The sequence below is a fragment of the Nocardia sp. NPDC049149 genome, assembly GCF_043197455.1.
Lineage (GTDB): Bacteria > Actinomycetota > Actinomycetes > Mycobacteriales > Mycobacteriaceae > Nocardia.
The window spans coordinates 111,733-129,120 of record NZ_JBICTD010000012.1; the positions used below are offsets into that span (position 1 = coordinate 111,733).

Here is a 17,388-nt window from a genome sequence, read left to right on the forward strand (position 1 = left end):
GTGGTCCGGTCCAAAGATCTTTTCGGGGAAGTGATCTCGAGGGAGGTTGACGGGAGTCATATGGTGGCCGTTTTCGAGCGCACGGCAACCATATGACTCCCGCCAACGACGGTCAGCAACCATTTCACTCCCGTCAACGGGTCAACAACCATTTCACTCCCGTCAACACGGGCGGCAACCGTCCCGGTCATCGGCCGGTGGTCCGGCTCAGCGAACATCACAGCGATCTTGAAGCGTTGACGTGAGAGAAAAGGCGCGTGTCGCGACACGCGTCGCAACCCCTTCACTCACGCCAATCAGGTTCAGCAACCGCATCTCTCACGCCAATAAAGCTCGGCAACCATTCGACTACCGCTCAAGGCGGCTCGATAACCACTTCTCTTACGCCGACGGGCCCAGCGACCAGTTCTCTCACGCCGACAGGCCCCGCGACCACTTCTCTCACGCCAACGGGCCCAGCAACCACATCTCTCACGCCAAACGAGCCCAGCAACCACATCTCTCACGCCAACGGGCCCAGCGACCAGTTCTCTCACGCCAACGGGCCCAGCAACCACTTCTCTCACGCCAATGCGAGGCTCACCACCTCAAACGGGTTCCAGCGCGAGAGTTGATGCAGCCATGTCCCGTTCGCGCGGATAGCGGTTCACGAGTGGTACATGGTGGAGGCGTTTACGGCGTGTCGCCTCCACCATGTACCACTCGTGAGAATGCTGCTCACCGAACGGGACATGACGGCGTTCGCGGCCAATCAGCGAAGAGCAGCAGCCTTTCGAGACAAACGCTTGGTCGCAGCCTTCGCCGCCGCCTGTGCCTCGGTCGGCTTCTCCGCGATACCAACCGCCTTCTTCGCCGGAGCCTTCTTGGCAGGCGCCGTTGTCGCAGGTGTCTTTGTCGCGGCCGCCTTCGCCGCCACCTTCTTCGCCGGAGCCTTCTTCACCGCCTTCGCCGCGGCAGGCTGGTCCAGCGCTTCGCGGAGGAACTGCCCGGTATAGCTCTCCGCTACCGCCGCAACATCTTCCGGGGTGCCTTCGGCGACCACGGTTCCACCGCCGGAACCACCCTCGGGGCCCATGTCGATCACCCAGTCGGATGTCTTGATGACATCCAGGTTGTGTTCGATGACGATCACCGTGTTGCCTTTGTCCACCAAACCGTTGATCACCTTGAGCAGCTTCCGAATGTCTTCGAAGTGCAGCCCGGTGGTCGGTTCGTCGAGGATGTACACGGTGCGGCCGGTGGAGCGCTTCTGCAGTTCCGCCGACAACTTCACTCGCTGTGCTTCACCGCCGGATAATGTCGGCGCGCTCTGGCCGAGCCGCACATACCCGAGTCCCACGTCCACCAACGTCTTCAAGTAACGGTGGATGGAGCTGATCGGCTCGAAGAATTCGGCGCCCTCCTCGATGGACATGTCGAGGACCTCGGCGATGGTCTTGCCCTTGTAGTGCACCTCGAGGGTTTCCCGGTTGTAGCGGGCGCCGTGGCATACCTCGCACGGGACGTAAACGTCGGGCAGGAAGTTCATTTCGATCTTCAGCGTGCCGTCACCGGAGCAGGCTTCGCAGCGTCCGCCCTTGACGTTGAACGAGAAGCGGCCGGGCTGGTAGCCGCGCACTTTTGCCTCGGTGGTTGAGGCGAACAGGGTGCGGATCTTGTCGAAGACGCCGGTGTAGGTGGCGGGGTTGGAGCGTGGGGTGCGCCCGATCGGCGACTGGTCGACCTGGACGAGCTTGTCCAGGTTGTCCAGGCCGTTGATCCTGGTGTGCCTGCCGGGCACCTGCCGCGCACCGTTGAGCTTGTTCGCGAGCACTGTCGCCAGAATGTCGTTCACCAAGGTCGATTTGCCGGAGCCGGAGACGCCGGTGACCGCGGTGAGCACGCCGAGCGGGAAGCTGACGTCGATGCCCTTGAGGTTGTGCTCGGTCGCACCGACCACGGTGAGCTGCCGCTTCTTGCTGATCGGGCGGCGCACCATCGGCACTTCGATCCGTTCCCGTCCGGAAAGATAAGCGCCGGTGAGGGATTCGGGATCGGTGAGCAGCTCCTGATACGGGCCACTGTGCACGACCCGCCCACCGTGTTCGCCGGCCAGCGGGCCGATGTCGACCACCCAGTCGGAGGCGCGGATGGTGTCTTCGTCGTGTTCGACGACGATCAGCGTGTTGCCGAGATTCCGCAGCCGCGTGAGGGTTTCGATGAGCCGCCGGTTGTCCCGCTGATGCAGGCCGATGGACGGCTCGTCCAGCACGTACAGCACGCCGACGAGCCCGGACCCGATCTGGGTCGCGAGCCGGATGCGCTGCGCTTCACCGCCGGACAGCGTGGCCGCGGCGCGCGACAGCGTCAGATATTCCAGGCCGACATCGAGCAGGAACCCGAGGCGCGCTTGGACTTCCTTCAGCACCTGCCCCGCGATCGCCGCTTCCCGCTCCCCGAGCGTGAGCGAGTTCAGGAACGCCGAGCAGTCCCCGATCGACAGATCACTGACATCGGCGATGGACTTGTTGTCGCCACCAGCACTGATGGTGACCGCGAGGATCTCGGGCCGCAGCCGGGCACCATCACAGACGGGGCACGGCACATCACGCATGTACCCGTCGTAGTGCTCCTTCATCTGCTCGGACTCGGTGTTCTCCATGCGCCGCTGCAGGAACGGCATCACGCCCTCGAAATCGGCGTAGTACGAACGCTTCCGCCCGTACCGATTGGTGTAGGAGACGTGCACCTGGTCGGAACTGCCCTCCAGCACCGCCTTGCGCGCCTTGAGCGGCAGGTCTTCCCACGCGGTGTCCATCGAGAACCCGACGGATTCGGCAAGCCCGGACAGCAACCGGGTGAAGTACTCCGCGGTCTGCCCGCGCGACCACGGCGCGATGGCACCCTCGTTCAGGCTCAACGCCGGATCGGGCACCACCAGTTCCGGATCGACCTCCTTGCGGATGCCGAGGCCGGTGCAGTCCGGGCATGCGCCGTAGGGCGAGTTGAACGAGAACGACCGAGGTTCCAGGTCTTCGATGTCGAGCGGATGCCCGTTCGGGCAGGCCAGCCGCTCGGAGAAGCGCCGCTCGCGATCGTGCGCGTGCTCGTCGCGATCCACGAAGTCGAGGACGACGATCCCGTCCGCCAACCGCAGCGCGGTCTCGATCGAATCGGTGAGGCGCTGTTTGGAATTCGGCTTGACGGCAAGGCGGTCGACCACGACCTCGACGTCGTGCTTCTCCTGTTTCTTCAGCTTCGGCGGATCGGTCAGCGGATACACCACGCCGTCGACCCGGACCCTGGAGTAGCCCTGGGTGTTCAGCTGGTCGAACAGGTCGACGAACTCACCCTTGCGGGTGCGCACCACCGGCGCGAGCACCTGAAATTTGATGCCCTCCTCCATGGCGAGCACCTGGTCGACGATCTGCTGCGGCGTCTGCTTCGCGATCAGCTCACCACAGACCGGGCAGTGCGGCGTGCCCGCGCGCGCGTACAGCAACCGCAGGTAGTCGTACACCTCGGTGATGGTGCCGACGGTCGAGCGCGGGTTGCGGTTGGTGGACTTCTGGTCGATCGACACCGCAGGCGAGAGGCCCTCGATGAAGTCGACGTCCGGCTTGTCCATCTGCCCGAGGAATTGCCGGGCGTAGGCCGACAGCGATTCCACGTAGCGCCGCTGGCCCTCGGCGAAGATCGTGTCGAACGCCAGGCTCGACTTACCGGAGCCGGACAGCCCGGTGAACACGATGAGACTGTCGCGGGGCAGGTCGAGGTCGACCCCCTTCAGGTTGTGCTCCCGAGCTCCGCGCACAGTGAGGCGTTCCGCCACCAGGTGAGTCCCTTCTCGATCGTGTTCGGCATCAACCAACAAACGGCGTTCAGACGTATCCCGCCGTCATGCTAGGCGTGCCCACCGACAAGTTTTTCCGAGCGCGTTCCGCAGGCGGTCAGTCCTCGGTCCGCCGCAGGTCACCGGACAATCCGCGGACCTGCCAGCCCTCCGTGTCGACGCTCACCGTCAGCACATCCGAACCCACGCGCAGGCCGCTGACGCGCAGCGGCAGATAGCGGGCGGGGACCACCGGCGCAACCGACAGCACCCCCTCCGGAACGCTCGGTTCCAGTCTCAACAGCGTACGCAGAAACAGCAGTGGCGCGGCAGCGGCCCACGCTTGCGGCGAACAGGACGTCGGATACGGCACCGGGATGTCGAATTCGACGCGATCGAATCCGCAGAAGAGCTCGGGCAGCCGGTAGCCGAATCGCGTCGAGGCATCGAGCACTGCGGAGACCACCCGGTTCGCGTGCTCGGTGTAGCCGTAGCGCATCAGGCCCGCCGCGCAGATCGCGTTGTCGTGCGGCCAGATCGAGCCGTTGTGATAGCTGACCGGGTTGTATGCGCCCATCGAGGTGGCCAGCGTGCGAATCCCCCAGCCACTGAACATCTCCGGCGACAGCAAGTGGTCGGCGACGCGTTCGGCTTTGTCGTCGTCGATGATCCCGGTCCACAAGCAGTGCCCGATGTTGGAGGTCAGCGCGTCGATCGGGCGCTTGTCCCGGTCGAGCCCGATCGCGAACCACCCCTGCTCCGGCAGCCAAAAGGCCTCGTTGAAGGCGGTTTTCAGCTGCAAAGCCTTGACCCGCCAGCGCTCGGCGGTCGCGTGGTCGCCGCTACCAGCGGCGAGCGTGGCCCGCGCGCGATACGCCGCGTAGACGTAACCCTGCACCTCGGCGAGCGCGATCGGCGCCTCCGGCAGCGTGCCGTCGGCGAAATTGACGCCGTCCCACGAGTCCTTCCACCCCTGGTTGGCCAGGCCGTGTTCGGCGGCACGCTGGTATTCGACGAACCCGTCACCGTCGAGATCGCCGAAGTGCTCGATCCATTCCAGCGCGCGATCCGCGTGCGGCAACAGCTCGTCCCTGATCCCGGCATCCAGGCCCCAGCGCTGCAGTTCACCGAGCAGCATCACGAAAAGCGGGGTGGCGTCGGCGGTTCCGTAGTACGCGGTGCCGCCACCGAGCAGCAGCGTCGCGGCCCGCCCGAACCGCACCTCGTGCGGGATTCGGCCCGGCTGTTCCTCGGTCGCCGTATGTACCTCGGCGCCCTGCAAACCGGCCAGGCTCTGCAGCGTGCCGACGGCCAGCCTGCGGTCGAGCGGCAACACCATCCACGAGGTGAGCAGCGAGTCCCTGCCGAACAACGCCATGAACCATGGCGCGCCCGCGGCGACCACCGAACGCTCAGGATGGTCCGGGTCGAAAATGCGCAGCGCACCGAGATCGGTGACGGTGCGCTGCAACACCGCGGCCAGGGTCTCGTCGTCGGTCTGCACAGTCGGCGAATTCGCATACCACTCGCGCAGTCGCTGCGCGGGCGCGCTGCGATTGACCGGAGTGCCGCACGGATAGCGCGGCGGTGCCTGCCCCGTGCCGAGCGCGGGCAGATACTCGATGCACGACGACCATTCGCCGCGGCCGGGAAGCTTGACGTCCCAATGCAATTCGCGGCCGGTCGCGCGACTGTTGCTCCCGATGACGGTCACCGCCATGTCGAGCTCGTCGCGCTGGATCTCGACCGCGCCGTCCATCGCACGCGCCGCGGTGATCACATCGTGGCCGGTGCGGCCTTCTTTCACCTCGAACAGGTCGGCGAAATCGGCGTCGAGTTCCAGCACGATCGTGCATTCCAGCGGTGCGCCGGACAGGTTGCGCACGGTCAGGTCCTCGCGCATGCCGTCGCCGACGTGACGGGCGACGATCACCAGCGCCGTGCTGTCGGCGATGCCTGCCCGCGGCGCGGTCCTGGCGAGCAGGGTCGCGCTGTACGGGTCGTCGTAGCGCACGGTGAGCGGCTGCGGTTCGGTCCCGTCGACGGTCAGCCGCCAATGCGACAGCACCCGGGTGTCGCGAACGAACAAGCCCTCCGGGCGATTCGGGCTGATCGAGCCGCCGACGTCGCTGATGCAGAACGTCGAGCCCTCGACCAACGTGACGCCGGCACCGATGGTCCGTGGACCGGTCGTGTCGGCCCCATCTCCCCAAGGGTGGGTCACAAGGTCGCCCTACGGTCGCTCACGACTGCGCCTCGCTGGACCCTCGGCGCCGTCGTGCGCTGCGCCCTCGGTCCACTCACTGACCCTCGGTTCACGACTTCGCCGCACTGACGAACGACTCTGTCGTGCGCGATCGTGCGCTGCGCCCTCGGTCCACTCGCTGGCGCTCGCTCATGACTGCACCTCGCTGACATCGCGCGGCCCCGCGCTGTGTCCTCGGTTCACTCGCTGACACCCGACCCCGTCGCGCGACCCCGCGCTGCGCCCTCGGTTCACGCCACCGGTGCCGGTGCCATCGCCCGGGTGGCGCGTTCATCAGCAAGGATGCTGCGGTACAGCTGTTCGTGATCGCGGGCCATCCGCAGCCTGCCGAAGCGCTGTTCGGCGGCCGCGCGGCAGGCGCGGCGATCGATGGTCGGCACGGCGTCGAGCGCGTCCACCATCTCGTCGACGTCGCGACACAGGAATCCGGTCTTGCCGTGCTCGACGATCTCCGGTGCCGCGCCGTTCGGGAACGCCAGAACCGGTGTGCCGCAGGCCAACGACTCGGCCATGACGAGCCCGAAGGGTTCCGGCCATTCGATCGGATTGATCAGCGCGTCCGCGTGGCGCACCAGCTCGACCCGGCGCGCCAGCGGTTCCTCGCGCGGTTCGGGGTCGTCGGGGCCCATCAGTGGACGCACGCGCTCAGTGTAATAGCGCCGCTCCTCGGGTTCGCGCATCTTCGTGATCATGAGCAGCTTGCGCCGGGCCTGCCTGGCGATCTGCACCGCGCGGTGCACGCCCTTCTCCTCGTTCATCCGGCCGACGAACACCACGTAGCCGCCGCCACCAGGGCCGTATCGGTAAGCGCCGAGATCGATTCCGTGCCGGATCACTCCGGCGATCGGCACGGTGCCCGCCATGCGCCGCTGTGCCTCGGAGATCGCGACGATGTGGGCGTGGCGCGCCATCGAACGGAACAGCTCCTGGCGCATCGCCGAGAACGGACCGTGGTTGGTGACCACCACGGGCGGCCCGTTGTGGGTGGCGCCGACGAACGGGCCGAGCGAGGTGTGGTCGTGAATGATGTCGAGATCGGAGAACGTCTCGTAGGCCGCGAGCACGTGCATCAGCTCGGCTTCGCCGACACCGATCTGCGCGGTCGGGTGCTCGTACAGCGAATACCGGTGCACCGGGCAGGTGGACTCACCCACCGTGAACAGGTGCACGTCGTGCCCGAGCAGGTCAAGACCGACGGCCAGATTGCCGACCACCGATTCGGTGCCGCCGTAGGCGGGCGGCGGTACCGGCACCCACGGCGGGACTATCTGCCCGATTCTCATAAGACGCCGCGCTTTTCGTCGCGTCTACCCTCCTGCGAAGCGCCCCACTGCGCGCCGCAACCGGCACACCGTGATCGGGCATCGGCAAGGGTGTCTACGACGGTGGATCCACATCCAGGACAAGCCTGTGACGGACCGAAGATCGTGCTGAAATTTAGTGTCGCTGAATACGTCATCGCTCGAGTTCCCACGAAACATGAGCCTTATGGCTCCGCTGCCCACGGCCCCTCTGGTTGACTTCATTGCAAGCTTACCCGGAACGCCGGTGTCTACTCTGGCATTTCGAGACTGCTGATTCGGCCAGGTAGACGACGCCAGGAGGCTGCCGTGCTCGAAGTTTTTCTCGTCGACGACCACGAAATCGTCCGGCGCGGTCTGATCGATCTGCTGGAGGGCGATCCCGAGCTGACGGTGATCGGCGAAGCGGGCGACGTCGCGCAGGCGATGGCCCGCATTCCCGCGCTGCGCCCCGATGTCGCGGTGCTCGATGTCCGGCTGCCGGACGGCAACGGCATCGAACTCTGCCGCGATCTGCTCGCCGAGGTCGACGGGCTGCGCTGTCTGATCCTCACCTCCTACACCGACGAGCAGGCGATGCTCGACGCGATTCTGGCCGGGGCAAGCGGATACGTCGTGAAAAACATCAAGGGCATGGAGTTGGCCGCGGCGATCAAGGCGGTCGGCGCGGGCCGCTCGCTGCTGGACAATCGCGCGGCCGCCGCGTTGCGCGCCCGCCTACGCGACAGCACCGACGACGACGGACCGCTGGCCGGGCTCACCGAGCAGGAGCGCAGGCTGCTCGAGTTGCTCGGCGAAGGACTCACCAATCGGCAGATCGCGGCCCGAATGTTCCTGGCGGAGAAGACGGTGAAGAACTACGTGTCGCGGCTGCTCGCCAAGCTCGGCATGGAGCGGCGGACCCAGGCGGCGGTGCTGGCCAGCAAGCTCGGCGACCGCTGAACCGCGCCATGACGGACGCCGTCCCGCACGCAGTGCTCGACATGCTGCGCGCCGTCGTGGACACGGCCGCCCGCGTCGCCGTCGACAATGCCCGGCTCTACCAGTGGGCCCGCACCAGGCAGGCGTGGAGCGAGGCGACCAGGGATATCGCCACCGAGTTCCTCGCGGGCACCGAGCCGCGCCGGGTGCTCGCGCAGGCCGTGCAGCGGGCGCGCACGCTGACCGGGTCGGCGCAGGCGATTCTCGCCGTGCTCGACGCGGGTACCCCGCCCGAGGAAGCCACGGAACTTCTTGTCGCGCAATGGTCGGGGACGAACGCACCCGACGGTGCGCCCACTGTGCGCCTCACCGACACTGCCGCGGGCAAGGCGTTCGCGGAACGCGCGGTGGTGCAGCTGGCCGACGCACGCGACGTCGATCTCGGCGCTCCGGTGGCGATAGCGGGGCCTGCGCTGATCCTGCCGCTGCAGACGGCAGGCGTGGGGCTCGGTGTGCTGATCATCTCGCGCGCACCCGAATCCGCGCCCTACCCAGCGGAACTCGTCGCGCTCGTCACCGCGTTCACCCATCAGGCCGCGCTGGCCATGCAGCTCGCCGACGCGCAGCGCCGCACCCGCGAGCTCGACGTGCTCGCCGACCGCGACCGCATCGCGCGCGATCTGCACGACCACGTCATCCAACGGCTCTTCGCGGTCGGGCTCGGCCTGCAACGCACGAGCGCCAGGGTCGACGATCCGCAAGTGCGGCAACGACTATCGGATGAGATCGACCGGCTGCAGGAGATCGTGCACGAGATCAGGACGACGATCTTCGACCTGCACGGCGGCGCGGGCACCTCGCTGCGGCGACGGCTGGAGGACGCGATCCGCCAGCAGACGGCGGACACCGCGATGCACGCGCGGCTCGGCGTCGACGGACCGCTGTCGGTGGTCGGCCCCGCGCTGGCCGACCACGCGGAAGCCGTGGTGCGCGAGTCGGTCAGCAACGCGGTACGGCACTCCGGCGGCGACGCCGTGACTATCCAGATCACCGTCGGCGACGAGCTGACCGTCCTCGTCGAGGACAACGGTGTCGGCCTGCCCGCCGAGGTAATACCCAGCGGGCTGGCGAATCTCACGCAGCGGGCGGTCGCGTCGGACGGCACGTGCAGCGTCGAATGCCGAGTAGGCGGCGGCACCCGAGTGCACTGGGCCGCACCACTGAGTTGAGCGCCGTCAGGACAGGCGAACGACCGCGGTGGCGCGGCCGAAGATCTTGCGGCCCGCATGCGTTGCGGTGAGCGCCACGGTGGCGGTGCCGGTCGGCTCGTCGACGGATTTGACCCGGCCGGTGAACTCGACCTCGCTACTGCCTTGTGCCGCTACGTAAACCGGGCTCGTCATGCGCACGCTGTACTCCTTGATAGCGCCGGGGTCGCCGAGCCATGAGCTGAGATAGCCCGCGCCGAGGCCCATGGTCAGCATGCCGTGCGCGACGACACCACGATCGAGTCCGACGAGTGTCGCAGCGCCGGAATGCCAGTGGATCGGATTCGCGTCACCCGCGACACCGGCGTAGTTGACCAGGTCACCGTGCTTGAGCCGAAATGTGTGCGGTGCCAGCACCGCCCCCGCCGACACGACGGCCAACGGTAAGGCGCGCCCGCTCGTCCGCGAGTCCTCGGCGGTGACAACGGGTTCGGCCGGATCGATCGGGGTGAACCCGATCGGATGCACCGGCTCGGAGATGGTGCCGTGGCGCACGATCGCGGACATCAATGTGGCGATCTCGTCCTTGTTCGCCAGGTCGCCTGTGCTCGCCATCAGCGTGGTGTACGCCGTGAGTACGGCGCGGTCGTGCTGGTCGGTCACGATGTTCTGCACCACCATCAGATCGCCGCCGAACGCGCGGCGAAATGAGTGCAGCGCAAGCGAACTGGTCAGCAGGTCGCCGACGACCAACGGCCGGTGGAAAGTCAGCACCTGGTCGGTCTGCACGGTCGCGGCAAGGTCGTAGTCGTCGAGGATCTGGGTCAGCGCCGCTTGCGCGATGCCGCCGAGCACGCAGCTAAAGGTCGGTGGCGCAACCAATCCCGCATACCCGTAGGCCGTGGCGACCGTCTCGTCCCAGTGCACGGGGTGATCGTTCTGCACTGCCCTGGCGAACTCCCTGACCTTCTCCCTGCCGACCTCGTAGTGGTCGTTGACGCGAAAGCGCCTGCCGATCACCGAGTGGCTCGGCGCCGGTGGATCGACGACTCCATCGTGCACAGCACCGACACGGTTCAAGACCTACTCCTCACATCACTGGCGTTTGCAGAAGTAGTCGTCACGGCAACGGCTTCGGATGGGTTGCCGATCGGACGACGCCCCATGGTATGACCAAGCTCATACTCGATGGGCCCGATCAGCAGCAGCCTAGAAGTGCCGACGCGAGGTCAGCGCGGCGTGACGAGGGTGAGATCGCCGTCGTAGCGCCGGTAGAGCAGCCGGCCGCGGCCGGACTCGGGGTCGGTGTAGAACACGAACGGTAAGCCGTTGTCGCACAACATGATCGCGGCCTTGTCGTCGTCCAGGACGGGCGCCGATGCCGAATCGACGAGGTGCGGGAGCGCGGTCACCGCACGCGGCGGGGCGAGCAACGACACCGCGGCGTGATGGGCGGCTCGGCGCGCACCGAGCGGATCACCCCGGTAGACAACGGTGTCCACGCCGGACTCCTCGTCCACGAACAGGTACGCGTCGTAGTCCATCGCGTCCATCACGGCGGTCGCCTCGTCGGCGGAGCACTTCATCAGCACATAACGCTTGCGGCGCACGATCGGACGTGGTTCGGTGACCGCTGCCAGCGGCGGTCGCGCCGGATCCGGCCAATCGCGGGGCTGGGTCGTCGTCATCCGAGCCAGCTGCCGGTCGAGTCGTTCGGCGGCGAAGGTGACCGCGAAGCCGCCGGGGCCGGTCACCTGCACCCGAGTCGCGATGCCCTGGCAACGAATGTTGGCCTGCACCACGGTCGCTTGGTCCGCGTCGGCGGGCGCGGTGACCCGAACTCTGGTCGCCGCGTCCAGGTGATGGCGACGCAGCACCCGGCCGATCGCGCGGACCGCCCGCGTGACATCCATGGCAGGCACGTCGCCGGACGTGGTCACCGCAAGATCGAGATCACCTGCGGTGCGCCAATATTGTGGTACCGACGTATGCAACAGCCCAGACGACTTCATGTGACACGCCCTGCTTTCGATTTCTGATCCCGAAGTCATGTCACCATCGCAACGGTCTGGCGAACAGGGCCGAAAGTCCCCGATCGGCCGATGAGTCCCGATGGCGCACGGAGGCCGAGCAGGCGCAGGAACCGACGCGGGCCTGCGCTGCCCAACTAGACTGGCACGAGGCGCAGTTCACGCGTCCGACGCCGAGCAGAAGGACGGTGTCCGTCGCCAAACCGGACCACAGGCGGAGGCGCACTGCCAACAGGGGAAGCCGATATGAGTGATGATCACGGCACCGACCCCTACTCGGTCCGCGACACCCTCTCGCAACTGCGGCTGCGCGAATTGCTCAGCGAGGTCAAGGAACGCGTCGAGCTCATCCTCGATTCCCGCGACCGAATGGACGGTTTGGTCGAGGCGATGCTCGCCGTCACCTCCGGCCTCGACCTGGACGAGACCCTGCGCACCATCGTGCGCACCGCGATCAGCCTGGTCGATGCCCGCTACGGCGCGCTGGCCGTACGCGGCCACGACCAGCAGGTGGTGCAGTTCATCGACGAGGGGATGGACGACGCGACCCGCGAGGCCATCGGACGACTGCCCGCCGGGCACGGTGTGCTCGGCGTCGTGTTCAACCAGTCCAAGCCGCTTCGCCTCGAAGAGCTCTCGAATCACCCTGCCGCCGTTGGCCTTCCGGAGCACCATCCGCCGATGCATACTTTCCTCGGCGTGCCGGTGCGCATCCGCGACGAGGTGTTCGGCAGCCTCTACCTGACCGAAAAGGCGGGCGGCCAGCCGTTCACCGACGATGACGACGTGCTGGTCCAAGCGCTTGCGGCCGCCGCAGGCATCGCGGTCGACAACGCACGGCTCTACGACTCGGCCCGCACCAGACAGGCCTGGATCGCCGCCACCCGCGACATCGCCACCGAGTTCCTGGCGGGCACCCACTCCGCCAGCGTGTTGGCCCACGTCGTGGAACATGCACGCACGCTGACGAATTCGCACCGGTCGTTCCTGGCAGGCCCGCACCTGATGGACCTCTACGACCCCGAAAACATCGACGACACACCGGATCTGAGCAGCTCCGACCTGTTCGGCGGCGGAGGACCGAAAGGCTTACCGGTTCTGCACGACACCGAGAACCGAGCCGACCCCTACGGTGTGCGCGAAGTACTGGACAGAGTGAACGCGTACATCCGCGACGCACATGACCGAGCGAACGCAGGCGGCACAGCGGGCCCACACAACCCAGCCATCCCCTATCCCACCCCAAGCACACCAGGCCGAGCGAACGCGCACGGCACAACAGACCCGCACGACCCAGCTGACCCTCACCGAAAAACCGACACGGCAGGCGCATACGACACAGCAGGCACCACCGACACAACGGTCCCGCATGCCACTGCGAGCTCCCGTGACGCTGCCAGCACTCACGACACTGTCGGCCCTACAGACCTACCCGGCGCCCCTGGCACCCACGGCACAGCGGGCACTGCCGACTCACCGGTCCCGCACGGCACCAGAAGCGCACGTGTCGTTGCCGGCGCTCACGGCACTGTCGGCCCCGCGGACGTTCCCAACGCAGCTGGCACCTACGGCACAGCAGACACCACCGATACAACAGTCCCAGATGGCACTACAAGCGCACGTGACACTGCCGGCACTCGCGGTGCCGCGGACTTCCCAGACGCGACGAGCACGTACGGCACAGCCGCTCCGCCGGAGACACGTGACACAACGGACCCACCCGGCCAGCCAGACCCACCGGACAGGCGTGGCACAACGGACCCACTCGGCACGGCAGGCATACTCGGCCCGGCAAGCTCACTCGGCCCGGCAAGCTCACTCGGCCCAGCAGGCCCACTCGGCCCGAGAGCCCCACTCGGCACCGCAGGCCCGTTCGGCACGACAGACGCATCCACCACCAAGGACGCGAGTGGCGCTGAGCGACTGGGCAGTTCGCGGAATGCGCCCGACGAACTCATGATCACGCACTGGTGCGGCCCTGGCCCGGACCACGAGGGCAGCCTCGTGCGCACCGAGGGCACCGCGCTCGGCGAGGCGTTCATCCGCCGCACCCCGCTGCGCTTCGACGATGCGAAGAGTGTCGATCTCGGCATCACGCTGCCCGGTGCGGGTCCGCTGCTGATCCTGCCGCTGTGCACCCCCGACACCACCCTCGGCGTGCTTGCGACGATGCGACAGGCTGGTGCCGCACCGTATTCCGACGAGCTGGTCGAGCTGACCGCCGCGTTCACCGACCAGGCGGCGCTGGCCATGCAGCTCGCCGACGCTCAGCATCGGATGCGCGAGATCGATATCCTGGCCGACCGTGATCGCATCGCCCGCGATCTGCACGATCACGTCATCCAGCGCTTGTTCGCCGTCGGTATCACCCTGCAGGGCGCGGTCGCCAAGACCACAGTTCCCGAAGTGCGGCAACGGCTTTCGACGGTGGTCAACGATCTGCAGGAGGTAGTGCAGGAAATCCGCACCTCGATCTTCGACCTACACGGCGGCCACGGCAACCCGCTGCAGCAGCGGATCGAGCATGCGATTCGTCGGCAGACCGCGGAAAGCCCGATGCGGGCAACGTTTTCGGTGTCCGGCCCGCTCTCGGTGCTGGAGGCGGAGTTGGCCGACGATGCGGAGGCGGTGGTGCGCGAGGCGGTGAGCAATGCCGTCCGGCATTCGGGCGGCGACACCGTCGCGGTGTCGATCAGCGTCGACGACGACCTGACCATCGTGGTGACCGACAACGGCTGGGGCGTGCCGAATCACGTGGTGCGCAGTGGATTACGCAATCTGGAGCAACGAGCGGAGAAAGCAGGCGGGCAGTTCGGCCTCACTCCGGCCGACGAGGCGACGGCAGGCTCTGATTTGCCTGGCACCCGGTTGTGCTGGTCGGTCCCGCTGCCGTGAAGGTCAGTCGACCGGCCCTAATAACACGACGGAGTTGTTGCCGCCCATGCCCAACGATAATTTTGCGGTGATACCGCCCTCGAACGGCGTTGGCCCGTCTAATAATCGAGGATGCGCAGACGCGACAATCGGTGCGGCAGGCACGATCCCCCGCTCGTAGCCGAGCGCGGCAGCAGCCACTTCGACGCCTGCGGCCGCGCCCTGGCAGTGGCCGGTCAGCGGTTTGAGCGCGTAGACGTGCGGCTGGTCGCCGAACATGTTTTTCATCAGATCCCGTTCGGCCATATCGCATTGCCGGGTGCCGGTGCCGTGCGCGTTGAAGTACCGCACGTCCTCGGCGGCCAACCCGGCCTTGTCGAGTGCGCGCGCGGTGCATTCGAAGATCTGCGTGTGCGTCGGTTCGACCGAAACCACGTGATAGGCGTCGTTGTTCATCGCGCCGCCGAGCACCGCGACGTACGGCAGGTCTGCCGAGCGAGTCAGCACGAACGCGACCGAGGCCTCGCCGAAGCCGAACCCGCGGCTGCCCGCCTGGAACGGACGGCACGCGTCCAGCGGCTCGGTGTCGGACACCGCGGCGCCGAGCTGGACGAAATGCTCGACCATGTCCGCGGTCGCGGACATGTCGGTGGCGATGCACACCACATCGTCGGCGATGCCGGCGTCCAGCCAGAGCTGCGCGGTGACCAGCGCGACGTTGGCCGAGCTGCACGCCGCGGACACGTTCATGGCCGGTCCGTGAAAGCCGTACTCCTGCATCAGCACCGAGACCGGGGTGGACGGCAGCAGCCGCATGTAGTCACGGGAGCTCCGATGGCCGCCGTCGACGAGGTAGAAGTCGCGCCAATTGACCACATCGCCGAGCACGATCGCGTGCAACACACCCACCGTCCGGCCCGGTTGCCAGCCGCGTGCCAGCGCGTCGGTGATGGCTTCTCTGGCCGACTCGTGCATGGCCCGCCCGTACCGGCTGGTGCTGACCACCGGATCGCCGCCCTCGGGCACCAGCGACACCCAAGCATCCTCGTCGCGACCGGGCCCGTACCCGTGCTGCACGGACGCGGCGGACTTGCCGCTGAGCAGTCCCTGCCACAGCGCCTCGCGACCCCAGCCGTAGGCCGTGACTGCGCCGATTCCGGCCAAGGTCATATGATCTTGATGCTGTTGTCGATGATTAGGCTTGCCGCCCGGCATAGCATCGCTCCTTCGCCAGATTTCCCGGCCGATCAGCGGTCGGCCAGTTATTTTCCAGGAAACCCGGTTCTGTAATGATCACCGGACAGAGCCCGATTAAGTGCCCGAACTGTGATCGAAGCAATAGCGTCGACGCTGTGATCTTGTACACGTCGATACCAGAATAATCCCATGTTCCAATGGCCATAATCGGGTCGACGATCGGGGGTTCGAGTGGGTGAGGACAAGGTAGCCGCTGCGGTCGACGCCGCCGAGCAGCTAGCTGAGCGCTACCGTTCTCTGGTCGAGCACACGCCCGACGGCATCTGCGTGCACGAGCGCGGTGTCGTCGTCTATGTCAACCCGGCTACCGTGCGTTTGCTGCACGCCGAAAGCGCCGACGACATCATCGGCAAGCCACTCACCCAGTTCGTCCACCCCGACTCGATTCCCGGCATGCTCGACCGGATCAGCCACCTCAACACCAAAGGCGCCGCCTCGGTGCCCACCGAGATGCAGTTGGTCCGCGTCGACGGCGCCGTGATCCCGGTGGAGACGGTGTCGGTGCTCACCGCATGGCACGACCACCTCGCCTATCAGGTGGTCATCCACGACCTCACCGCCCAGCGGCACGCCGAGGCCGCACAGCACTTGGCCGAGCAGCACTTCACCTCGGTCGTCTCGCAGTTGGAGGAGGGCGTGGTGGTGATCGATCCGGAAGGCCGGATCGAATCCATCAACCCGGCGGCCAAACGCATCCTCGGCACCGAGCACACCGACGACGCGGACATCCTCGGCCAGGTCATCCAGTCGCTGCCGTTGGTCCTGCTCGACGCCAACGCGCAGCCGCTGCCGCCGACCCGCCACCCCATCGCCCGCACGCTGGCCACCGGCGAAACGATCACCGGCTACGTCTTCGGCGTCGACCGCGCCGACGGACAACGCCGCTGGCTCTCCGGCAGCAGCAGGCTGCTCAACCCGGACGACCCGCGCTCCTCCGCCGTCTCCTCGTTCGCCGACATCACCGAATTCCGGGCCAGCAGAAGGCAATTGGAGTATCAAGCCACGCACGACTCGCTGACCGGGCTGGCGAACCGCTCGCTGGTGCTCTCCCAGCTGGCCGCCGCGCTGGCGACCAGCGAGGACCTGCCGGTGTCCACGGTGCTGTTCATCGACCTGGACGGGTTCAAAGCGATCAACGACACGCTCGGGCACGCCATCGGCGACACCGTGCTGCAGATCGTCGCGCAACGGTTGCAGCGCGCGCTGCGCAGCGACGACATCGTCGGCAGGCTCGGCGGCGACGAATTCCTGGTGCTGCTCTCCGGCCGCACCCGGCGAGTGGACATCGACGCGCTGGTTTCGCGGCTGCGCGCCAGCATGGCCGAGCCGATCATCGCGCGCGGGCACCGCATCGAGGTGAACGCCTCGATCGGCGTCACCCCGCTCACCGTCGGCGACCGCCGCACCCCCGAGGCCGTGCTGCACGACGCGGACCTGGCGATGTACCGGGCCAAGCCGTCCGGGCACCGCGAAGGATCGGTCAGCCAGGGCCGCCGACCGAACAGCACGCACGCGTCCTGAGCTGCCCGGCTGACGATGCACATGGATGTCGCTCGGCGAACGGTCGATCACGCAGGTTTTCCTGGCGCACCGGAATACCTGCGGTGGACCGAACAGTTACATCACTTCTGTGACCACTGCCCGGTGGTCGAACCAGTGCCTGTCGGCAACGACACACCGATAGGACACGCGATCTCGGGTACCCCACCTGCGGTTGCGG

Annotated in this window: 10 protein-coding genes and 1 pseudogene; 5 read left to right on the forward strand and 6 right to left on the reverse strand. The window is 66.9% G+C overall.

What is annotated here, in order from left to right; translation table 11 throughout:
- Nucleotides 1–751: 751 nt before the first annotated feature.
- The 3 genes from uvrA to ACGFNJ_RS37165 form a co-directional block, all read right to left on the reverse strand.
- Complete coding sequence (gene uvrA, locus ACGFNJ_RS37155) at nucleotides 752–3,811, reverse strand: excinuclease ABC subunit UvrA (RefSeq protein WP_393459568.1); 3,060 nt, start codon at nucleotides 3,809–3,811, stop codon at nucleotides 752–754.
- 118 nt (nucleotides 3,812–3,929) lie between these two features.
- A complete protein-coding gene (locus ACGFNJ_RS37160) occupies nucleotides 3,930–6,035 on the reverse strand; it encodes a glycogen debranching N-terminal domain-containing protein (protein ID WP_393459571.1) in 2,106 nt (701 codons plus the stop codon).
- A gap of 272 nt (nucleotides 6,036–6,307) precedes the next feature.
- Nucleotides 6,308–7,360 carry a glycosyltransferase gene (locus tag ACGFNJ_RS37165; protein ID WP_393459574.1) on the reverse strand — a complete coding sequence of 351 codons (1,053 nt, stop codon included), beginning with the start codon at nucleotides 7,358–7,360 and terminating at the stop codon, nucleotides 6,308–6,310.
- Nucleotides 7,361–7,687: 327 nt separating this feature from the next.
- Here ACGFNJ_RS37165 and ACGFNJ_RS37170 point away from each other — a divergent pair, with 327 nt between their 5' ends.
- Together ACGFNJ_RS37170 and ACGFNJ_RS37175 are read left to right on the forward strand one after the other, a co-directional pair.
- Nucleotides 7,688–8,320 carry a response regulator gene (locus tag ACGFNJ_RS37170; protein WP_393459577.1) on the forward strand — a complete coding sequence of 211 codons (633 nt, stop codon included), beginning with the start codon at nucleotides 7,688–7,690 and terminating at the stop codon, nucleotides 8,318–8,320.
- An 8-nt stretch (nucleotides 8,321–8,328) separates the two neighbouring features.
- On the forward strand, nucleotides 8,329–9,528 hold the full coding sequence (locus ACGFNJ_RS37175) for a GAF domain-containing sensor histidine kinase (protein ID WP_393459580.1): 1,200 nt from the start codon (nucleotides 8,329–8,331) through the stop codon (nucleotides 9,526–9,528).
- A gap of 6 nt (nucleotides 9,529–9,534) precedes the next feature.
- On the opposite strand, the gene ACGFNJ_RS37180 is transcribed toward ACGFNJ_RS37175, so the two are convergent.
- Nucleotides 9,535–10,587, reverse strand: a complete 1,053-nt coding sequence (locus tag ACGFNJ_RS37180; protein WP_393459583.1) for a fused (3R)-hydroxyacyl-ACP dehydratase subunits HadA/HadB — start codon at nucleotides 10,585–10,587, stop codon at nucleotides 9,535–9,537.
- 149 nt (nucleotides 10,588–10,736) lie between these two features.
- Entirely contained in the window at nucleotides 10,737–11,519 is a 783-nt protein-coding gene (locus ACGFNJ_RS37185) for a sigma 54 modulation/S30EA ribosomal C-terminal domain-containing protein (RefSeq protein ID WP_393459586.1), read from the reverse strand.
- Between the two features lie 264 nt (nucleotides 11,520–11,783).
- Here ACGFNJ_RS37185 and ACGFNJ_RS37190 point away from each other — a divergent pair.
- Both ACGFNJ_RS37190 and ACGFNJ_RS37195 read left to right on the forward strand, forming a co-directional pair.
- Nucleotides 11,784–12,536 (forward strand): annotated as a pseudogene (locus tag ACGFNJ_RS37190) (GAF domain-containing protein); the annotation flags it as partial.
- Between the two features lie 1,278 nt (nucleotides 12,537–13,814).
- Nucleotides 13,815–14,432: a sensor histidine kinase gene (locus tag ACGFNJ_RS37195; protein ID WP_393459999.1), complete on the forward strand. Its 618-nt coding sequence runs from the start codon at nucleotides 13,815–13,817 to the stop codon at nucleotides 14,430–14,432.
- Nucleotides 14,433–14,435: 3 nt separating this feature from the next.
- Here the strand turns inward: ACGFNJ_RS37195 and ACGFNJ_RS37200 are convergent, their stop codons facing one another.
- Nucleotides 14,436–15,581 (reverse strand): beta-ketoacyl synthase N-terminal-like domain-containing protein, encoded by a 1,146-nt coding sequence (locus tag ACGFNJ_RS37200; RefSeq protein ID WP_393459589.1) that lies wholly within the window; start codon nucleotides 15,579–15,581, stop codon nucleotides 14,436–14,438.
- Nucleotides 15,582–15,839: 258 nt separating this feature from the next.
- On the opposite strand from ACGFNJ_RS37200, the gene ACGFNJ_RS37205 reads away from it, so the two are divergent.
- Nucleotides 15,840–17,189: a diguanylate cyclase domain-containing protein gene (locus ACGFNJ_RS37205; protein ID WP_393459592.1), complete on the forward strand. Its 1,350-nt coding sequence runs from the start codon at nucleotides 15,840–15,842 to the stop codon at nucleotides 17,187–17,189.
- Nucleotides 17,190–17,388 lie beyond the last annotated feature (199 nt).

Coding starts and splice junctions, on each gene's coding strand:
- ACGFNJ_RS37165 (WP_393459574.1), bottom strand. CDS start 7,360: ATGAGAATCGGGCAGATAGTCCCGCCGTGGGTGCCGGTACCGCCGCCC.
- ACGFNJ_RS37175 (WP_393459580.1), top strand. CDS start 8,329: ATGACGGACGCCGTCCCGCACGCAGTGCTCGACATGCTGCGCGCCGTC.
- ACGFNJ_RS37185 (WP_393459586.1), bottom strand. CDS start 11,519: ATGAAGTCGTCTGGGCTGTTGCATACGTCGGTACCACAATATTGGCGC.
- ACGFNJ_RS37195 (WP_393459999.1), top strand. CDS start 13,815: ATGCGCGAGATCGATATCCTGGCCGACCGTGATCGCATCGCCCGCGAT.
- ACGFNJ_RS37200 (WP_393459589.1), bottom strand. CDS start 15,581: ATGACCTTGGCCGGAATCGGCGCAGTCACGGCCTACGGCTGGGGTCGC.